This is a genomic window from Nisaea sp., from assembly GCF_040217065.1.
GTDB lineage: Bacteria > Pseudomonadota > Alphaproteobacteria > Thalassobaculales > Thalassobaculaceae > Nisaea.
On record NZ_JAVJNX010000005.1, the window covers coordinates 282,721 to 298,704 of the forward strand.

A 15,984-nucleotide genomic window follows, 5' to 3' on the forward strand; every position below is an offset into this window, starting at 1 on the left:
ATATGTTGCGATTCATTCAATTTGCCTGCACACGCGCGGCCATGGCTGTGGTCACGCTGCTGCTGGTTTCCTTTATCGTCTTCACGCTGATGGAGATGGTGCCGGGGAACTGCGCGGAACGGTATCTCGCCTTCAAGAACACCCAGGGCGAGCAGATCAGCATCGAGAACATCCGGGCGGAAGAGCAGCGTCTCGGCCTCGACAAGCCCTATATCCAGCGCTGGGCGGGTTGGGTCGGCAATGTGTTCCTGCGCGGGGACTTCGGGGACAGCTGCATTCTGCGCGTCAATATCAACCAGCTTCTGGGCGACAAGATCTGGATCTCTCTCGGGATCTGTTTCACAGCTCTTCTGGTTGCCTACCTGATCGCACTGCCCGTCGGTATCATATCGGCAACGGTGTCGAGCCCGGGGCTGAACAACAGTTTGCGCCTGGTGTCCTATCTTGGCCTCGCGCTGCCGAATTTCCTGCTGGCGCTGATGATCATGCTGTTTTCCACCATGGTCTTCGGCGACACCCTTACAGGGATGTTCTCAAAGGAATTCCGCGATGCGCCCTGGTCCTACGACCGGGTGATGGATTTTCTGTCGCACGCCTGGCTGCCGATCTTCATTCTCGGCTGGTCCGCCACGGCCTTCGCCCTGCAGACGGTGCGGGCGCTGATGTCTGACGAATACGGCAAGCTCTATGTCACGGCGGCGCGGGCGCGCGGGGTCACCGGCGGTAAGCTGCTCTGGCGCTATCCGGCCCGCCATGCATTAGGCCCGATTATCAATTCTCTCGGTTTCGATTTGAACCGGGTCTTCAATGAGCTGCCCATCGTGGCGGTAATCCTGACCCTGTCGGAGGCGGGCTCCCTGCTGCTGGAGGGATTGGCCCGGTCAAACGATCAGCAGCTCGCGGGAGCGATCATCTTCATGCTGACCGCCGCCATCGTGTCGCTTAATTTCATGACCGATATCCTGCTCTCGCTGATTGATCCGCGGGTCCGTAAAAGCGTGATGGGAGGCTAGGGCGATGGTCGATCAAACAGCCACAGATGCGCCGATCAAAAGCGCGGACCAGAAATCCAAGGAAGCCTATTTCACGGCCAGCCAGATGCAACTCGTCTGGGCGCGTTTCAAGAAGAACAAGGCGGCCATGATCGCCGGCACGGTGCTGATCGGCATAATCCTCATGGGCTTCTTCGCGCCGTTCCTGTCCCCCTATGACCCGACCATCGCCGGGCGCGACAAGGAATATCAGAACGGCGCGCCGCAGATCCCGATGTTCTGCGATCACAATGGCTGCTCCTTGCGGCCTTTCCTGCACACCTTGGAGCGGACCCGGTCGATCAAGACGAACTTCCGCTGGGTGACGGAGATCAACACGGAACAACGGCGCTATGTCGAGCTGTTCCCGACCGGCTGGGAATACCGGCTGTTCAGCTTCGAGCTGAACCTGCCGGGCGAGGCGCTGGATATCGCCATCCCGGGGTTCCGTATGACCACCCACCTCTTCGGTGTGGACAAGGGCGGCATCCATCTCTTCGGTACGGACCATGCAGGCAAGGACATCTTTTCCCGCACCCTGCACGCGATCTATACCTCGCTTGCCGTTGGTACCATCGGCGTCTTCATCAGTTTCGTGCTGGCGTTGATTATCGGTGGAGCGTCCGGTTATTTCGGCGGCTGGGTCGACGGCGTGCTGCAGATGTTCACGGACGCGATCCGGACCGTGCCGGCTATCCCGCTTTTCATGGCATTGGCCGCCTTCGTTCCGGACGAATGGAGCTCGGAAGCGCGGTTCTTCTTCATCTCCATCATTCTCGGTTTCATCGGCTGGCCGACGCTGGCACGGCGTGTGCGAACGCATCTGCTGACCGAGCGGAACCAGGAATATGTGCTGGCCGCCAAAATGTGCGGCGCCTCCGCCAACCATGTCATCCGGCGCCATCTGCTCCCCAGCTTCACCAGCTACATCATCGTGGATCTGGTGATTTCGTTCCCCTACATGGTGTTGTCCGAGACAGCGCTCAGTTTCATCGGGCTCGGCCTGAAGGAGCCTGTCAATTCGCTCGGCGTGCTGTTGCAGAGTGTTACCAGCGCGGACGTGCTGCTGAATTACCAGTGGTACTTCATCCCGGTCATTTTCTTCGTCGGCATGGTGCTGGCCTTCGTCTTTGTCGGCGACGGACTGCGCGACGCGGCCGACCCTTATTCGGATCACAAATGATGGCGGCGCCCCTTCTTTCCGTCCGCAATCTGACGGTGCAGTTCAAGACCGATGAAGGTCTGATCACCACGGTCGACAATGTCTCCTTCGATATTGCCGCCGGTGAAGTCCTTGGCCTGGTTGGCGAGAGCGGCTCCGGTAAGTCCGTCACGGCAAAGGCTTTGATGAAGCTGAATGCCGGCAACACGGTCTACGGGCCGGAGAGCAGCATCACGCTGAATCTCGATGACGGTCCGGTCGATGTGCTGTCACTGAGCAAGGCAAGGGATCTGAATGTCGTTCGCGGCGGTGCCATCTCGATGATCTTCCAGGAGCCGATGGCGAGTTTTGCCCCGGCCATCACCATCGGCGACCAGATGGTCGAGCAGCTCCTGCTGCACAGTTCGATGAACAAGAAGCAGGCACGGGAGCTCTCGATCGAGATGCTGAATCGGGTCGGGATCTCCGATGCCGGCACACGGATCGATCAATATGCGTTCGAGTTTTCAGGCGGTATGCGTCAGCGGGCGATGATCGCCATGGCGCTCTCGACCAGGCCGAAGTTGCTGATCGCGGATGAACCGACCACGGCCTTGGATGTGACCATTCAGGCCCAGGTGATTGATCTGATGAAGGATCTGATCGGTGAGTTCGGCATGGCCATTCTCTTCATCACGCATGATCTCGGCGTGATCGCGCAGACGGCGGACCGGGTGGCGGTGATGTATCTCGGACGTGTGATGGAGACAGGCACTGTCCGTGAAGTGATTCGCACACCGGCCCATCCCTACACGCAGGGCCTGCTGAATGCCTTGCCGAAGCTCGACCATCTGGACGAGCCCCTGACGCCGGTTCCAGGCGACATCCCGAGCCCGCTGGAGCGCCCGGACGGCTGCGTGTTTCATACACGCTGCTCGAAATTCATCCCCGGGACATGCGATGCGGACCGGCCCGGATATGCGCGTGTTTCGGCCAGTCAACAGGCCGCTTGCGTCCTCGTTGAAAATGCCAAGGAGGCCGCATCGTGAGTGTTCAGGATAGCCATGTCTGGGTGAACCGGCTTTCGGTTCATTTCGGCGTCGGAAAAGGACTGTTGGGCGGCGGAGGCGGTGTGCTGAAGGCAGTGGACGAGGTGTCGCTGGAAATCCCCCGCGGGTCTTTTTTTGGCCTGGTCGGTGAAAGCGGGTCAGGCAAGACGACGCTCGGCCGGGCCATCCTCAAGGCGGCGCCGATTACCGGCGGCGAGGTGCGGTATCGCGACGAGGATGTGGATTTCGACGTCGGACAGATGAGCAAGGCGGAGTTGAAGGAATATCGCCGGCGCGCCCAGCTCATTTTCCAGGACCCGTATGCGGCACTGAGCCCGCGCATGACCGTGCGTGACATTATTGCCGAGCCGCTGGAAGTCATGAAGCTGACGAAGACACGCGAGGAAACCGACGAGCGTGTCCGTGAGATTGCTGCGAAATGCCGCCTCAATCTGGAGCATCTAAGGCGTTTCCCGCACGCGTTCTCCGGCGGTCAGCGACAGCGTATTTCGATCGCCCGGGCGCTGGTCTGCGAGCCGAAATTTCTGGTCGCTGACGAGAGCGTGGCGGCGCTCGATGTGTCGATCCAGGCGGATATCCTGAACCTGCTGAAATCCCTGCAGCAGGAAATGGACATTACCTTCCTGTTCATCAGCCACGATCTCAGCGTCGTGGCCCATATCTGTGACTATGTCGCGGTGATGTATCTCGGTGCGATTGTCGAACTGGCGCCGAGCCGGGAACTCTTCGCAGGCCCGAAACATCCCTATACCAAGGCCCTGCTTTCCGCGATCCCGTCCCTCGACCCGGATGACCGCGGCACGGCGCAGAAGCTGGAGGGGGAAATTCCTTCCCCCCTGAACAAGCCCTCCGGATGCCGTTTCCACACCCGCTGCCCCGTGGCCGAGGCCCGTTGTGCCTCCGATGTCCCTGCCTGGCGGGAACTTTCACCGGGGCATCGTGTGGCTTGCCATTTCGCGGAATGACACCGCCGTACCGTCTCACCGGAAGGTGAGGGGGCTTCCGGGAGAGAGAGTGGAACCCGGCTTGCTTACCTGCGATTTATCGAAACCGTTAGCATTGCGTAAACGGGCATGCGAATTGCATATTATTCCGTAACTTCAATTCGGTCGCATTCGCGCTTGAGTTGGCATGGAAGGCTGTTAAGATTCGGTTAGCAATAAATTCGCGCTAATATCGGCCAATCTTGCGAGAGAAATTCGCTTAAACGGCCGGTTGAAGACAGAAAGTAAGTGCGGGTACACACGTGTTAGGTCGCTCAAAAGCAGTATTCGAAATACTGGCGCTCCGGGATGGTTCGTGGTCGATTGTGGCCACCGCGCCATCGAAGGATGAAGGTCAGGCCGAAGCCCTGAAAATTCTGGCCCGCGCCGGGAACGAAGGCGTGCGGGTCGTCGCCGACACCGGCAAACCTATCAACAGCCTGTCCCCGGAAGAGATCCTCTTCGAGCGCATCAAGCCGAAGGGCGATGAAAAAGTCTTCATCCAGAATATCGATGATGCGCCGGTCTGTTACGAGCTTGGCGATTTTTTCGCGACCGAGGGGCGGACGACGGTCAACCGGCTGTTCCGGGCCTATCTCGACAAGCATAATCTGACCGCAACGGAAGCCATGCATTCGGCGCGTGAAATGAAGCGCCTGCTAGATGACGGCACGTTGATCTTTTCTGCCGTGGCCAAGGTTGCGACCTTCCAGGCTGCGAAACTTGACGATACCAACGCAAACGAACGGCGGGAAACGCTCTTTGCCTTTGTCGATCAGATCAATCACGCGGCCCAGAAGACCCTGCAGCGTCCCATGCCGCGGATCAGGGATGTCGGGTTCAATGAAGCGATCGCCGAAATCAAGGCATCTGCAAAACCGGAGGAAGTCGACTATCTGATCCGCACGGCGATCAGCACCGAGTTGGTCGAGAACCGGAGCTTCGTTGGCAAGTTGGGGCAGGTCGTCGACTGGGCAGTGATCGCCGAAGACCCGGACGGGATGGCCGCGCTGGATATCTTTGTTTCCGATATTCTGCACAATGCGGACGTGTTGCGCGAGATGCTCGGTCATCAGCGTGATCTGGCCAGCGCCTTGATCACCATGATCTGCTTCGCGAATGGCGAGCCGATCGGGGAAGAACCGGAAGATCTCAATCCGGAGCACCGGGATTACACGAACATCCAGCTGAACAAGCTGATCGGGGCGGGCAAGCTGCCGGAGAGCAAGCTTGTCCTTGTGGATCGGGTCCGGCGCCAGCTCGAGGGACTGAGCCCCTTGTCCAAGGGAGACCGGGAAGAGGAGCGCGAGGTGTTCCACGGGCTGCTGGACAAGCTGATCCCGGACGTCAACATGGTTGGCGGCGCCGACATGGCCGAGGCCGTGACCGCACGGCAATCAACCATCATCAACAAGGGCGGCCAGAAAGGCATGAAGGAGGCGACGGCCTCGGTGCTGCCGACGCTGGCCGATCCCGGGCGCAAGACCGGCTACCTTCTGGCGCTGCTCGAAAGCAAGCTCGGCCGCGAGGTGCTGGGCGCCGAAATCGACAATCATCTCGACGCACTGCTCGTCGGCTCGCCGTCGGTGAACCATCTGGTGCGCGAGAAGCTGCCGCCGAACAAGAAGATGGCGAAGGTCACGTCGATCTTTAACCGGATCAGCAAGTCGGCCCTGCCGGATAACCGCAAGCAACAGCTGACATCGCGGCTGGATGAGCTGCTCGCGACCTATATCGTGGACGGCAAGATTCTCGACAAGATCGACAATTCGGAGCGACCGCTCCATGTCCGCGCCTTCATGCTTGTGAGCATGGTGCAGCCGGAAATGCTGCCGAAGGGGAAGGCGTCAAACCTGGCCAGGGAAATCATCGTCAATCATCTGAAGCGGCCGAACTTCGAGTCGGAACTGGTCTCCCAAATCCCGGATCCGAAAGAGCAGGCCAATACGCTGCGGAAGTTCCACGAGCAGCTGCATCGCTGTGGCTTCTTCGGGTGAGTGCCAGCTTCGTGTCAGCCCAGCTCCATCTCGAACTCGTCGGCGAAATCGCCCCACTCGTCGTCGCTGTCGTCGGCGGTGCGCGCCGCCTCGACGAGACCTTCCAGGAGAAGATTGTAGCGCCCCCAGGTTTCCGCGTCTCCGCGCGCCCGGTTCGCGGCCCACGCCGCGGCGAGAGCCGTCGCCCTGGCTGCGTGAGTCCGGGCAGCCGCGGCACGCGCCGCTTCCGCCGCGGCGGCCGCCGGGACATTGTCCTCGCGGACATAGGCGCGGGACAGGTCACGTGCTTCCGCCCTGGCGGCAACGCGGAAATTCTCATTTCCGGTTTCGAGATATTTGCGCACGCCGTCCGGCATCTCCCACAGCTCGGCGACGTCGAGCGCGACCTTGCGGGCGAATTCCCGCAGCAGGTCCTCGCCGTCGACGCGCCACAATACGGTGCGCGTGGCGCAGACCAGCTTGTCGTCCTGCCGGGTCGCGAGATCCTGGCACTCGACCCGGCAGATGGTGTTTCCGGGTGCGTATTTCAGGGCATCGAGAATGCGCTCGGAGGCATGCAGGCCGGAGACGCAAAGGGCAGGCGCGGCGTCATGCGCCAGCCTTTCGCCGTCCGCCGGCACGGGGCGGCCGTCGCGCAATGTTTCATCGACAAAGTGCCAGGCAAGCAATTCGCCGGAGCCGTTCTGAGTTCCGTTCGGGATCACGTTCTGTTCCGTCATGTCATGTCCATCGCAATGCGCGTCATGGTTCGCCCTTATCGTCCTATAGCGCCCGGCGCAGGGCAAGCGCTTGATGGAGCGTTGGTTTCGAGAATTTCAAACTGTGCCGCCGGCACGGATCACCGCAACGGCTCCTATGGCCGCCGGCAGGCTGTTCCGAGCCGCCGGGCGAGGTCAGTATTTCATCAGGTCCGGCCGTTTCACGGCAATTTGCCGGTAGGCAAAACCAGATCGATATGGAACCATGAAACCCTTGATTCGAAGATAATTTTCACCCCTGGCAAATGGTTCCAGCATGCCTAAGGTCCTGATAGTCGACGATTCCCGTCTGGTCCGCCTGACGATCAAGACCATCCTTGGCCGGGCCGAGGGGTTCGAGGTCGTCGGCGAGGCAGAGAACGGCCGCGAAGGGGTTGATCTCGCCAGGGAACTGAATCCGGATGTGGTGACCCTCGATATCGAAATGCCGGTGATGAACGGGATCGAATGCCTGCGTCGGTTGCGGATTCTGTCACCGGCCAAGGTCATTGTCCTGTCCTCGCTCACGCATCCGGCCTCGCCAAAGGCTGTCGAAGCGCGCCTTGTCGGTGCCGATGCGGTGATCGGCAAGCCGTCCGGCTCCGTCAGCCGGGACGTTGATGCGAGCGGCGGAAGCCTGCTGATCGATACGATCAACCGCCTGATGGACGCAGCGGGCGCAACCGGAGGGGCGTCGGCATGAATGCCGTGGAGAGTGTCTTCGAAACCGAGAAGATTCCCGTTCTGCTGTTCCTGTCGGACGGCCGCCGCTATGGCGTGAGACTGACCAGCGTCCGCGAGGTCGTCGAGATCGAGAACATGGAGCCGATCGAGGGCGAGGCAGACGAATATATCGGCGTCATGGTCCTTCGGAAGGAGCCGATCCCCCTGGTTGTGGTGCGGTCCCGTGCGCATGCTGCCGATGTCGATCTGCATTCCGAGCTGCCGATGTGTATCGTCCTGCAGCGTGGGCATTCGGCAATCGGGCTCGCGGTACAGCGCATCATCGGTATCCGCAATTTCGATCCGGCGCATCCGACCAAGGGGCTTGTCGCGACGGACCAGCCGCAGCACGCCTATCTCGATGACGAAGGACAACTGGTTCAGGCCGTCGACCCGGACCGCTGGTTCAATGCCCAGAGTGCCTTGCCGCTGATCTCCGACCAGCGCGCCATGAAGCTTGTTTCCGAGCAGGAAAAAAAGATCGAACGGCCGCGCCAGCGCTATATGGCGCTGACCATCCGCGACCATCTCTATGCTGTCGATTCCAGTCTGGTCGAGCGGGCGCTCGACGATGTCGAGACGACTCCCCTGCCGAAACGGCCCGGCGTGAAGCTCGATTCCGTGATCGAGGTCAGTGGTGCCGTGATGCCGGTCCTGCGTCTGTCGCGCGGCGGGTTCAGCGAGCAGAGCATCCATATCATCGTGAATTACTATGGCCAGAAATGGTCCATTGCCGCGGAACGGGTGCTGGGAATTGTCTCCGACGAGAGCCCGCTGAGGCCCTCGGACGATGAATCCCAGTCGCGGGTCATCTCGCACAAGGGAGCGTTCCACGAGGTGATCGACGTGCCGGCACTGATCGCGGAGATGGTGCCTGATTTCGTTCGATCCGGCGATTCCAGAGGATAGGCGCATGAGTGGTTTCGATGACGACGGCGCCGGCAGGGAAATGTGGGAGCTCTTCGAGCAGGAGAGCGAGGATTATCTCGGCCAGATCGAGGATCTTCTGTCGGGCAGTGCCGCCGATCTCGAGAATGCAGACACCATGGGCGCCCTGTTTCGCGCCATGCACTCCCTCAAGGGAGTGTCCGCATCTCTTGGCCTGACCGGTATCGAACTGGTCGCGCATCACGCCGAGGATCTGCTCGACATGTTCCGGAACGGCGAGGCCCGGCCGGACGAGGCGACGCGCGAACTCCTGTTGCAGACCGCCGATACTCTGGTTGCCTTGCGCGAACAGAGTATCGCGAGCACAAGCGACGCGCCGGCCGACATGCAGCTGGTGGCGCAGCTGACCGGCGCCAAGGCGCAGTTGAAGAGCGGTGGCGTGATTGCCGCGCCGGTGCCGCAGGCTGCTCCGCAGCAACCGGCCCCTGCCGCGGCGGCGCCGCCTCCGCCGCCGCAAGTGGCACCCGCGCCGCCACGACCCGCACCGCCGCCATCCCCCGCGCCGGTCGAGGAAGCTACAGCCGAGACCGGTGTCCGGCAGATGTCGATGCAGGTCTCCCAGGAGGCGGCCGATCCGTCGGAGCCTGAATTCCAGCCGGAAACGGTCGGCCCGTTCGATGAGGTGGTGCGGAGCGAGCTTGGTCAGCTTGCCGAGGCGCTGGAGAGCCCGACGCTTGAAGCCCTCGACACGCAGGCGATTTCAGGGTCGATCCTTGCCATCCGGGAAGTCGCGAATGAGGTCGGCTATCTCGGCATCTCGGATGTCCTGAACGATATCGTAATCCAGCTCCGGGAATCCGGTCCGCTCGACCGAACGGAGCTGACTCGCGGTCTGTGCGTTTTCGTGCACCGGCTCCGGTTGCTGTCGGAACTCGCGAATTCCGGGCTTTCGATGGAAGATGTGGACGATTCCATGTCACCCCATATCTCCCGAGAGGCGCGCGAAGTCGTCGACCGGCTTTCGGCCGGCGGGGGAACATCGAAGGACTGGGAGCTGGTCGGCATTCTTGCCCGCGCTCTCGGGGTCCAGAGAATTTCGGCCCTGGCACGGCTGGCCAGTGAACTGACCGTGGAACCGGACTGGCGCGACCGGACCGATGCCATGGCGGTGGTGGAAGAGATCCGGCGCGAGAGCCAGGTGATTGGCATCGAGGGTCTCAACATATCCTCGCTCGATATGCTGCGTGCGACCTATGACCGGTTGCGGGATCAGATGGCCCTGTTGCTCACCAATGCCGAAGCGGCGGTGGCCGAGCTCCGGACCTCTCTCGGCGACGAGATCTTCAACAGCCTGTCACCGGCTGCCCGCCAGGAAATCGCGGATTTCCTGAAGCAGCCGAACGCGAATCTTGTCGAGATCCAGGCCATGCTGCCGGATGGGCCGGCCTCGACACAACAGATCATGGCCCGGATCTATCAGGAAAAAGTGATGTCCAATCGGGTTCTGGTGGATACCCACCCGGACCTTTACCAGTTCCTGGTCGGCATTATCGGACCCGCCGACCCGCTCATGGCCGTCCTGCAATCGATTGACGGAGCGCGTGCCGCGTTGCAGTCCTGGGCTGTTCTGGCGAGCAATGCGGTGCAGACAGCGGTTGCCCCGGCACAACCGGCGGCAGCAGCGCAACCGGCAGCGGCATCCCGCGCTCCGGCAGCCGAAGAACAGCCGGGCGTGATGCATATCGGCGACGACTGGACGGTCGACGGCAACGCGGCGCCACGACCTGCCGCTCCTGCCGCGGTACCGCGGGCAGCACCGCTCGCCCCGCCGCCCGATCCGGGAGCGGTTGCGCCGGCACCGCCGCAGGCCGCCCTCGAGCCGGTTGCGCCCGATGCGAAAGTTCCGGCCGAGCGCTCCGAAGCCGCCGCACCGAAATCGGGCGGCAGCTCGCTTCGGGTGTCGTCGGAGCTGGTTGACAATTACCTCGACACGGTCGCCGAGCTACGCCTGTGCCTTTCCCGGATCGAGCAGGGGGCTTCGGAGGCCGGATTCGCCAGCACAATCGCGGAACTGAGATCCCTGGCGAAGCAAACCGGTGCCCGGAAGGCCGAGAAACTGCGGTATGCGGCCAGCCAGATCGACGATGCGGGCAAGGTTCTTGCCAGCCAGATCGCCAAGGCGGAAACCACATTGCGGATGCTGCATTCCGTGACCCTGCAGCTGCGTGTCGTGCCCATCAGCATCGTGCTGGGACGGATGCCGCGTCTGGTGCGTGACCTGGCGCGCAGCCTGAACAAGCAGGTCGATCTCGATATCGAGGATGGTGACATCCAGATCGACAAATCGATGGTGGACGCCCTGATGGAGCCACTGGTCCACATGATCCGCAATGCCATGGATCACGGGATCGAGTTGCCGGACGAGAGACTCAATCTGGGCAAGCCCCAGAAAGCGACGCTGACATTACGGGCGACACAGAGCGGCAATGTCGCGCAGATCATGATCGCCGATGACGGACGCGGCCTGAACTCGGCCCGGATCCGGGCCAAGGCCATGGAGCGTGGCCTGCTGTCGGATCAGGATGCTGCGCGCATGTCCGAACGGGAGATCCAGCGCCTGATCTTCGCGCCCGGTTTCTCGACGGCGTCAGCCATCACGGAAACTTCCGGACGCGGCGTCGGCATGGATGTGGTGCTGACCACGATCCGGCGGCTTGGCGGATCCATCGATATCGACAGCATCGAGGGTGAGGGAACGAAGTTCTATCTGAGCTTCCCGGTCTCCGCGGCACTGCAGCGCATTGTCGTAGTGACCGACGGCGAGCGGGATCTCGGCCTGCCGGAGCGTTCGATCGTCGAAGTCATCGAGGTTGCCCGCAATCAGATCCAGGAAGTCGGGGAATTCGCCGGCATCCAGCATCGCGACGGTTTCCTGCCGGTGCGGGCGATTGAAACCATGCTGGGGTGGGAAACACCGGAATCCGCGGCGCGTCTGACCGCATTTCCGGTGGTGATCATCGGCACGCCGCAGCGCCGGATCGGCGTTGCCGTTGCCAGGGTCAAACGCCGCCAGGAAGTCTTCATGAAGGAACTGCATCCGGCGCTGAACGCGGTGGATGTCCTGGCCGGTGCCACGGTGATGGGGGAGGGGCAGCCCCTGCTGGTTCTGGACCCGGAAACGCTGATTGCGATTGCCGGGGCGTGAGTCCTATTTTGGCAGGGTGAGCGTGACGCCGGAGATCCATCCGGCGATTTTCTGCAGCGGCAGGACGGTATCCGCCGCCTTCTCCTCGAAGGCAACCTTCGGCATGCCGTAGACGATGGAACTGGCTTCATCCTGGGCGGCCGTGCGCGCGCCCGCACGGCGCATCTCGAGCAACCCGTCCGCACCGTCCCGTCCCATGCCGGTCAGGATCACACCGACGGCTTTCTTGCCCAGTTCCTGCGCCGCAGACTTCATCATCACATCGACCGCCGGGCAGTGACCGCCGATCCGGTCGCTTTCGCCGAGTGCGGTCCAGATACCCTTGTTTCCCTTGCGCAGCCGGAATTGCCGGTCACCGGGCGCCACCACGGCGAGCCCCGGACGAAGCTGCTGTCCGTCATGGGCGATCACGACATCGATTGCGCAGGACTGGTCCAGCCGTTTGGCGAAATCCTCGACATAGTCCTTCGGCATATGCTGCACGATGGCCACGGGCGGGCAGTTGCGATCGAGCCCCGACAGCACCGTCAGCAGGGCATCCGTGCCGCCGGTTGACGCGCCGATACAGATCACTATGCCGAGATAAGGCGCGCCAAAATCCTCAGGCGCACTCGGTTTGGACTGCTCCACCCGGGCGCGCTCCAGAACGGGCCGTGGCGCTGCGGACGCCGGCGTCGGGGCGGAGCGCGGCCGGTCAATGCGGACTTTCTTCAATGCGCTTTCGATGCGCGGCGCTGCGGCCCGCAATTCCTCGCGGATATCGAGTTCCGGAATTGAAATCAGTTGCCCTGCCGGGATCTTGAGCCGGGTTGCGACGGCACTTCCTTCGGCGCTTTCGCCTGCGGTGATCAGAAGCACCGGACGTCCGCAAGTCATGACCAATTCGAACACGCCGGCGAGGCTGGGATAGTCATTGTCTCTGGCGGCGAGCACCACGATTTCCGCGCCGGCGAGCCGGTCCGGCGTGGCGCGGTTTTGCGAAACCGCAATAACCTCCGCACCGCCGGTCACGGGCATTATGGTTTCCGTGACGACCTTGCGGAGCAGCGGGTCTGAGGCGACAACGAGAATGCCGTCTGGTCCGTTCAAGTGGCCTTCTTTCTGAAGATGGCGGGACGGATTTGATCCAGATAGATCCGTGCGTGATCCGGGTTGTCGGTATGACCGATGAAGAGATAGCCGCCCGGTGCAAGCATCGTGCTCAGGTTCCGCACCAGGTTTTCGCGGGTCGCATCATCGAAGTAAATCATCACGTTTCGGCACAGGATCAAATGAAAGCGACCGCGCAACATTTCGAGTGGCTCGGTCAGATTGAGCCAACGGAACATAACATCGTCACGTACCTGCTTTACCACGCGATAGGTATCATCGCCGAGATATTCGAGATATTTCTGCTGCCAGGTCATCGGCATGTGGCGGAAAGACTCGGCTCTGTACTCGCCAATTGCTCCCCGGCGCAATGTGGCTTTGGCAATATCCGTGGCCAGGACTCCGGCATCCAGATCCTGGTAGTGTGCTCCGAAATATTCCCGCATTGCCATGATAATGGAATAGGCTTCCTCGCCTGCCGCCGCGGCGGCGCTCCAGATCCGGATGTCCTTCGTCCGCTCCCGGCGCAGACGTTCCTCAAGCTCCGGCAACAAGGTAGAGGCCAGGAATTCGAAATGCGCGGGTTCCCGATAGAAGTAGCTGTGATTGGTCGAAAGGTGCTCGACCAGATTAATCAGCAGGTCTTCGCGACCGTCGCTGCGCGCTTCACGCAACAGCTCCGGTATCGTCTCGTGACCTGACTGACTCATGAAGGCACGCAGGCGTGAATGCAGGAAACTTTCCGCGTTCGCTGGAACGATGATCCCGAATTTATGGTGCGCCAGCCGGCGGAGTTCGTCGAACTCCGCCGTAATCGAGTCAGTACTTTCCAAAGTCACCGGACGTGATCTTCTCTTCCGGCGCCGGGCGGCGCTCTTCTTCGTCGGATTCATCGTCGGACCGGGCAGCGGTCTTCTTGCTGGCAGTCTTTCTCTGAACCGGCTGATCGCTTTCGCTCAGCTTGAAGCGGGAGACGGACTCCTCCAGCTCGCGGCCCCGGCCGGCCAGGGCTCCGGAGGTTGCGGCCATCTGTTGCGCTGCCGCCGCGTTTTGCTGGATCACGGTGTTCAGCCGGTGGATGGCGACATTGATCTCGTCCGCGCCGACAGACTGCTCCTCGCTGGCGGCAGTAATGCCCTGGACCAGGTCCTTGGTTCGGGTGATTTCCGGCAACAGATCGTTCAGCAGCCGGTTCGTGTTCTCGGCAGCCTCCCGGCCGTCGGCGGACGCGTCCTGGATTTCACTGGCGGCCTGCTTGCTGATTTCCGCCAGGCGGGACACCTCGGAGGCGACAACCGCGAAGCCCCGGCCGTGCTCACCGGCACGGGCCGCTTCGACGGAGGCGTTGAGAGCCAGCAGTTCGATCTTGCGGGTGATTTCCTCGACCACCAGGATCTTGTCGGAAATGTCCTTCATGGCAGCCGCTGTCTGGGTCATGGCCTCGGCGCAGCGTCCGGCTTCGCCGGCCATGCGTTCCGATGCCTTCTCCGTCTCTTCGGCGTTCTTTGCGTTCTGCCGGATGCCGGCGGTCATTTCCTCCATTGCAGCAGAGGTCTCCTGCACACTGGAGGCCTGGTCGTTCACGCCGTCGGATACCTGCTGCGCGGTCTGCCGGAGCTCGCCGCTGCCCGAGGTCACCCCGCTGGATGCCGTCTTGATGGTGCCAAGCATCTCCTGCAGATTGCGCTGCATCGCGTTGATTGCTTTCAGAACCCGGCCGATCTCATCGTTCGACGTGCTGACCGGGACCGGAACCGAAAGGTCGCCGGCGGCGAACCTGTCCACGGTCGTCACAGCAGCGTTCAGACGGCGACGGATGCTGATAGCGAGCGGAATACCGATGATCAGTGAAAGGCTGACCGCAACGATAGCGGCAATGCTGAGGCTGCTGATGGCCAATTTCTCGGCGGCCTGGATCGTCTCGATTGATCCTTGGGACATGCCGTTGACCTTGTTCAGCAGTTCATGCACGCGAGAACTGACGGTGACCTGAGTTTCCTCGATCTTGTTCATATGTGAACTGAGGTGCGACAGCCGGGGGATGCGCCCGCCCGCAGCTTTGATCAGGGACTTGAGCTGGACAATGACCGTGTTGCCGGTTTTCGTGATGTGGTCGTGTGCCTCTTCGATTTCGGCCAGCAGCTTTTGGATTTCGGCATAGCGAATACCACGGTCGCCGCCAGCTTCGATGATCGGGGCAAGCAGCAGATTTACCGAGGACAAATGTTCGTCGACCGCAGTGCCGTATGATACGAATTTTTCAAGATACTCGTCTGCGGCATCGCCGCGTCCCTGCGCGGCAATCGATATGGCGATGTGCAGGGCCATTTCTTGTTCAAGCTGGTTTTCGACGATCGAACCGACCAGAACTGAAACGGGTGTGTCGGTCAGAATGATCTGGTCGACCTGACTTTTTACGGCCGTCATCGTCCAGATGGAAAAACCGGCGAACGCACATAGCGCCGTGGCCATGAACACGACCAGCGCCATGAGTTTTGTAGACATATTCAAAGACATTAAAGCGGCCCCCTGATGTTCTTCGAATGGCCCCGCGCAGCCCAGGCGTTCTGTCGGGCAAATCCGTATGCGGAAAACACTATAACTTTGTGGCCCGGACTGTGCAGCCACATTGTTGATTATTTATTGAAATTTTTGATGGATTTAGAAGCTTTTGCAGATTGCGAAAGCGAGGGGCCGTCGGACTGTATGCAGGCCCGGTCTCCGGCTATTGCCCTTTTATTCAGGAGTCGGACACGTGCTTTTTCGGCGCGGTGATGTCTTCTGTGCCTGTCGTGTGCCTCTTGATGCCGCTGGGTTGCCTTTAGGGGAAGGATATCAGGCTTCAGGTCTGTTTGCGGCAATTGCATCAAATGATTAATCCAAGGGGCAAGTCAAGAAAAGATTAAAAAACAGGCATTGCCCAATATTAATGCAAAATTAGTCTCTTCGCTCCACCTGTATTCGTTCACTCGAGTATCGAGATATCTCGATAATAAATTGATAAGTCACGTTTTTAGTGAAGTCCTTCCAATTGCCGGAGCTATGGCACGGTGCTTGCTGTTTGTTGTGCGGTGCAACAATAGATCCTGGATCTGGGAGAATAAAATGGGGAAGCTCACA

General features: G+C 60.9%; 12 protein-coding genes. 8 read left to right on the forward strand and 4 right to left on the reverse strand.

All coding sequences use genetic code 11. The annotated features are described in order from the left end of the window. Nucleotides 1–2: 2 nt before the first annotated feature. From RH950_RS05980 to RH950_RS06000, 5 genes are all read left to right on the forward strand, one after another. Nucleotides 3–1,013: an ABC transporter permease gene (locus RH950_RS05980; protein WP_350054695.1), complete on the forward strand. Its 1,011-nt coding sequence runs from the start codon at nucleotides 3–5 to the stop codon at nucleotides 1,011–1,013. Between the two features lie 4 nt (nucleotides 1,014–1,017). Next, nucleotides 1,018–2,214 (forward strand): ABC transporter permease, encoded by a 1,197-nt coding sequence (locus tag RH950_RS05985; protein WP_350054697.1) that lies wholly within the window; start codon nucleotides 1,018–1,020, stop codon nucleotides 2,212–2,214. Continuing rightward, a complete protein-coding gene (locus tag RH950_RS05990) occupies nucleotides 2,214–3,221 on the forward strand; it encodes an ABC transporter ATP-binding protein (protein ID WP_350054699.1) in 1,008 nt (335 codons plus the stop codon). The genes RH950_RS05985 and RH950_RS05990 overlap by 1 nt, the downstream gene beginning before the upstream one ends. After that, complete coding sequence (locus tag RH950_RS05995; protein ID WP_350054701.1) at nucleotides 3,218–4,207, forward strand: ABC transporter ATP-binding protein; 990 nt, start codon at nucleotides 3,218–3,220, stop codon at nucleotides 4,205–4,207. Before RH950_RS05990 ends, RH950_RS05995 begins: the two co-directional genes overlap by 4 nt. Nucleotides 4,208–4,551: 344 nt before the next feature. Continuing rightward, entirely contained in the window at nucleotides 4,552–6,222 is a 1,671-nt protein-coding gene (locus RH950_RS06000; RefSeq protein ID WP_350054703.1) for a hypothetical protein, read from the forward strand. 14 nt (nucleotides 6,223–6,236) lie between these two features. Here the strand turns inward: RH950_RS06000 and RH950_RS06005 are convergent, their stop codons facing one another. After that, a complete protein-coding gene (locus tag RH950_RS06005; protein WP_350054705.1) occupies nucleotides 6,237–6,941 on the reverse strand; it encodes a DUF7666 domain-containing protein in 705 nt (234 codons plus the stop codon). A gap of 295 nt (nucleotides 6,942–7,236) precedes the next feature. Here RH950_RS06005 and RH950_RS06010 point away from each other — a divergent pair, with 295 nt between their 5' ends. Genes RH950_RS06010 through RH950_RS06020 form a run of 3 tightly spaced genes read left to right on the forward strand, consistent with a single transcriptional unit; the run spans nucleotide 7,237 to nucleotide 11,775 of the window. Then, nucleotides 7,237–7,662, forward strand: coding sequence for a response regulator (locus tag RH950_RS06010; protein ID WP_350054707.1), 426 nt, complete (start codon nucleotides 7,237–7,239; stop codon nucleotides 7,660–7,662). After that, the gene (locus tag RH950_RS06015) at nucleotides 7,659–8,591 is read left to right on the forward strand and encodes a chemotaxis protein CheW (protein ID WP_350054709.1); all 933 of its coding nucleotides are present in this window, start codon (nucleotides 7,659–7,661) and stop codon (nucleotides 8,589–8,591) included. Before RH950_RS06010 ends, RH950_RS06015 begins: the two co-directional genes overlap by 4 nt. 4 nt (nucleotides 8,592–8,595) lie before the next feature. Beyond that, on the forward strand, nucleotides 8,596–11,775 hold the full coding sequence (locus tag RH950_RS06020) for a chemotaxis protein CheA (protein ID WP_350054711.1): 3,180 nt from the start codon (nucleotides 8,596–8,598) through the stop codon (nucleotides 11,773–11,775). A 3-nt stretch (nucleotides 11,776–11,778) separates the two neighbouring features. Here the strand turns inward: RH950_RS06020 and RH950_RS06025 are convergent, their stop codons facing one another. Genes RH950_RS06025 through RH950_RS06035 form a run of 3 tightly spaced genes read right to left on the reverse strand, consistent with a single transcriptional unit; the run spans nucleotide 11,779 to nucleotide 15,369 of the window. Continuing rightward, on the reverse strand, nucleotides 11,779–12,864 hold the full coding sequence (locus RH950_RS06025; RefSeq protein ID WP_350054713.1) for a CheB methylesterase domain-containing protein: 1,086 nt from the start codon (nucleotides 12,862–12,864) through the stop codon (nucleotides 11,779–11,781). Continuing rightward, nucleotides 12,861–13,703: a CheR family methyltransferase gene (locus tag RH950_RS06030; RefSeq protein WP_350054714.1), complete on the reverse strand. Its 843-nt coding sequence runs from the start codon at nucleotides 13,701–13,703 to the stop codon at nucleotides 12,861–12,863. The genes RH950_RS06025 and RH950_RS06030 overlap by 4 nt, the downstream gene beginning before the upstream one ends. After that, nucleotides 13,684–15,369 carry a methyl-accepting chemotaxis protein gene (locus RH950_RS06035; RefSeq protein WP_350054716.1) on the reverse strand — a complete coding sequence of 562 codons (1,686 nt, stop codon included), beginning with the start codon at nucleotides 15,367–15,369 and terminating at the stop codon, nucleotides 13,684–13,686. The genes RH950_RS06030 and RH950_RS06035 overlap by 20 nt, the downstream gene beginning before the upstream one ends. Nucleotides 15,370–15,984 lie beyond the last annotated feature (615 nt).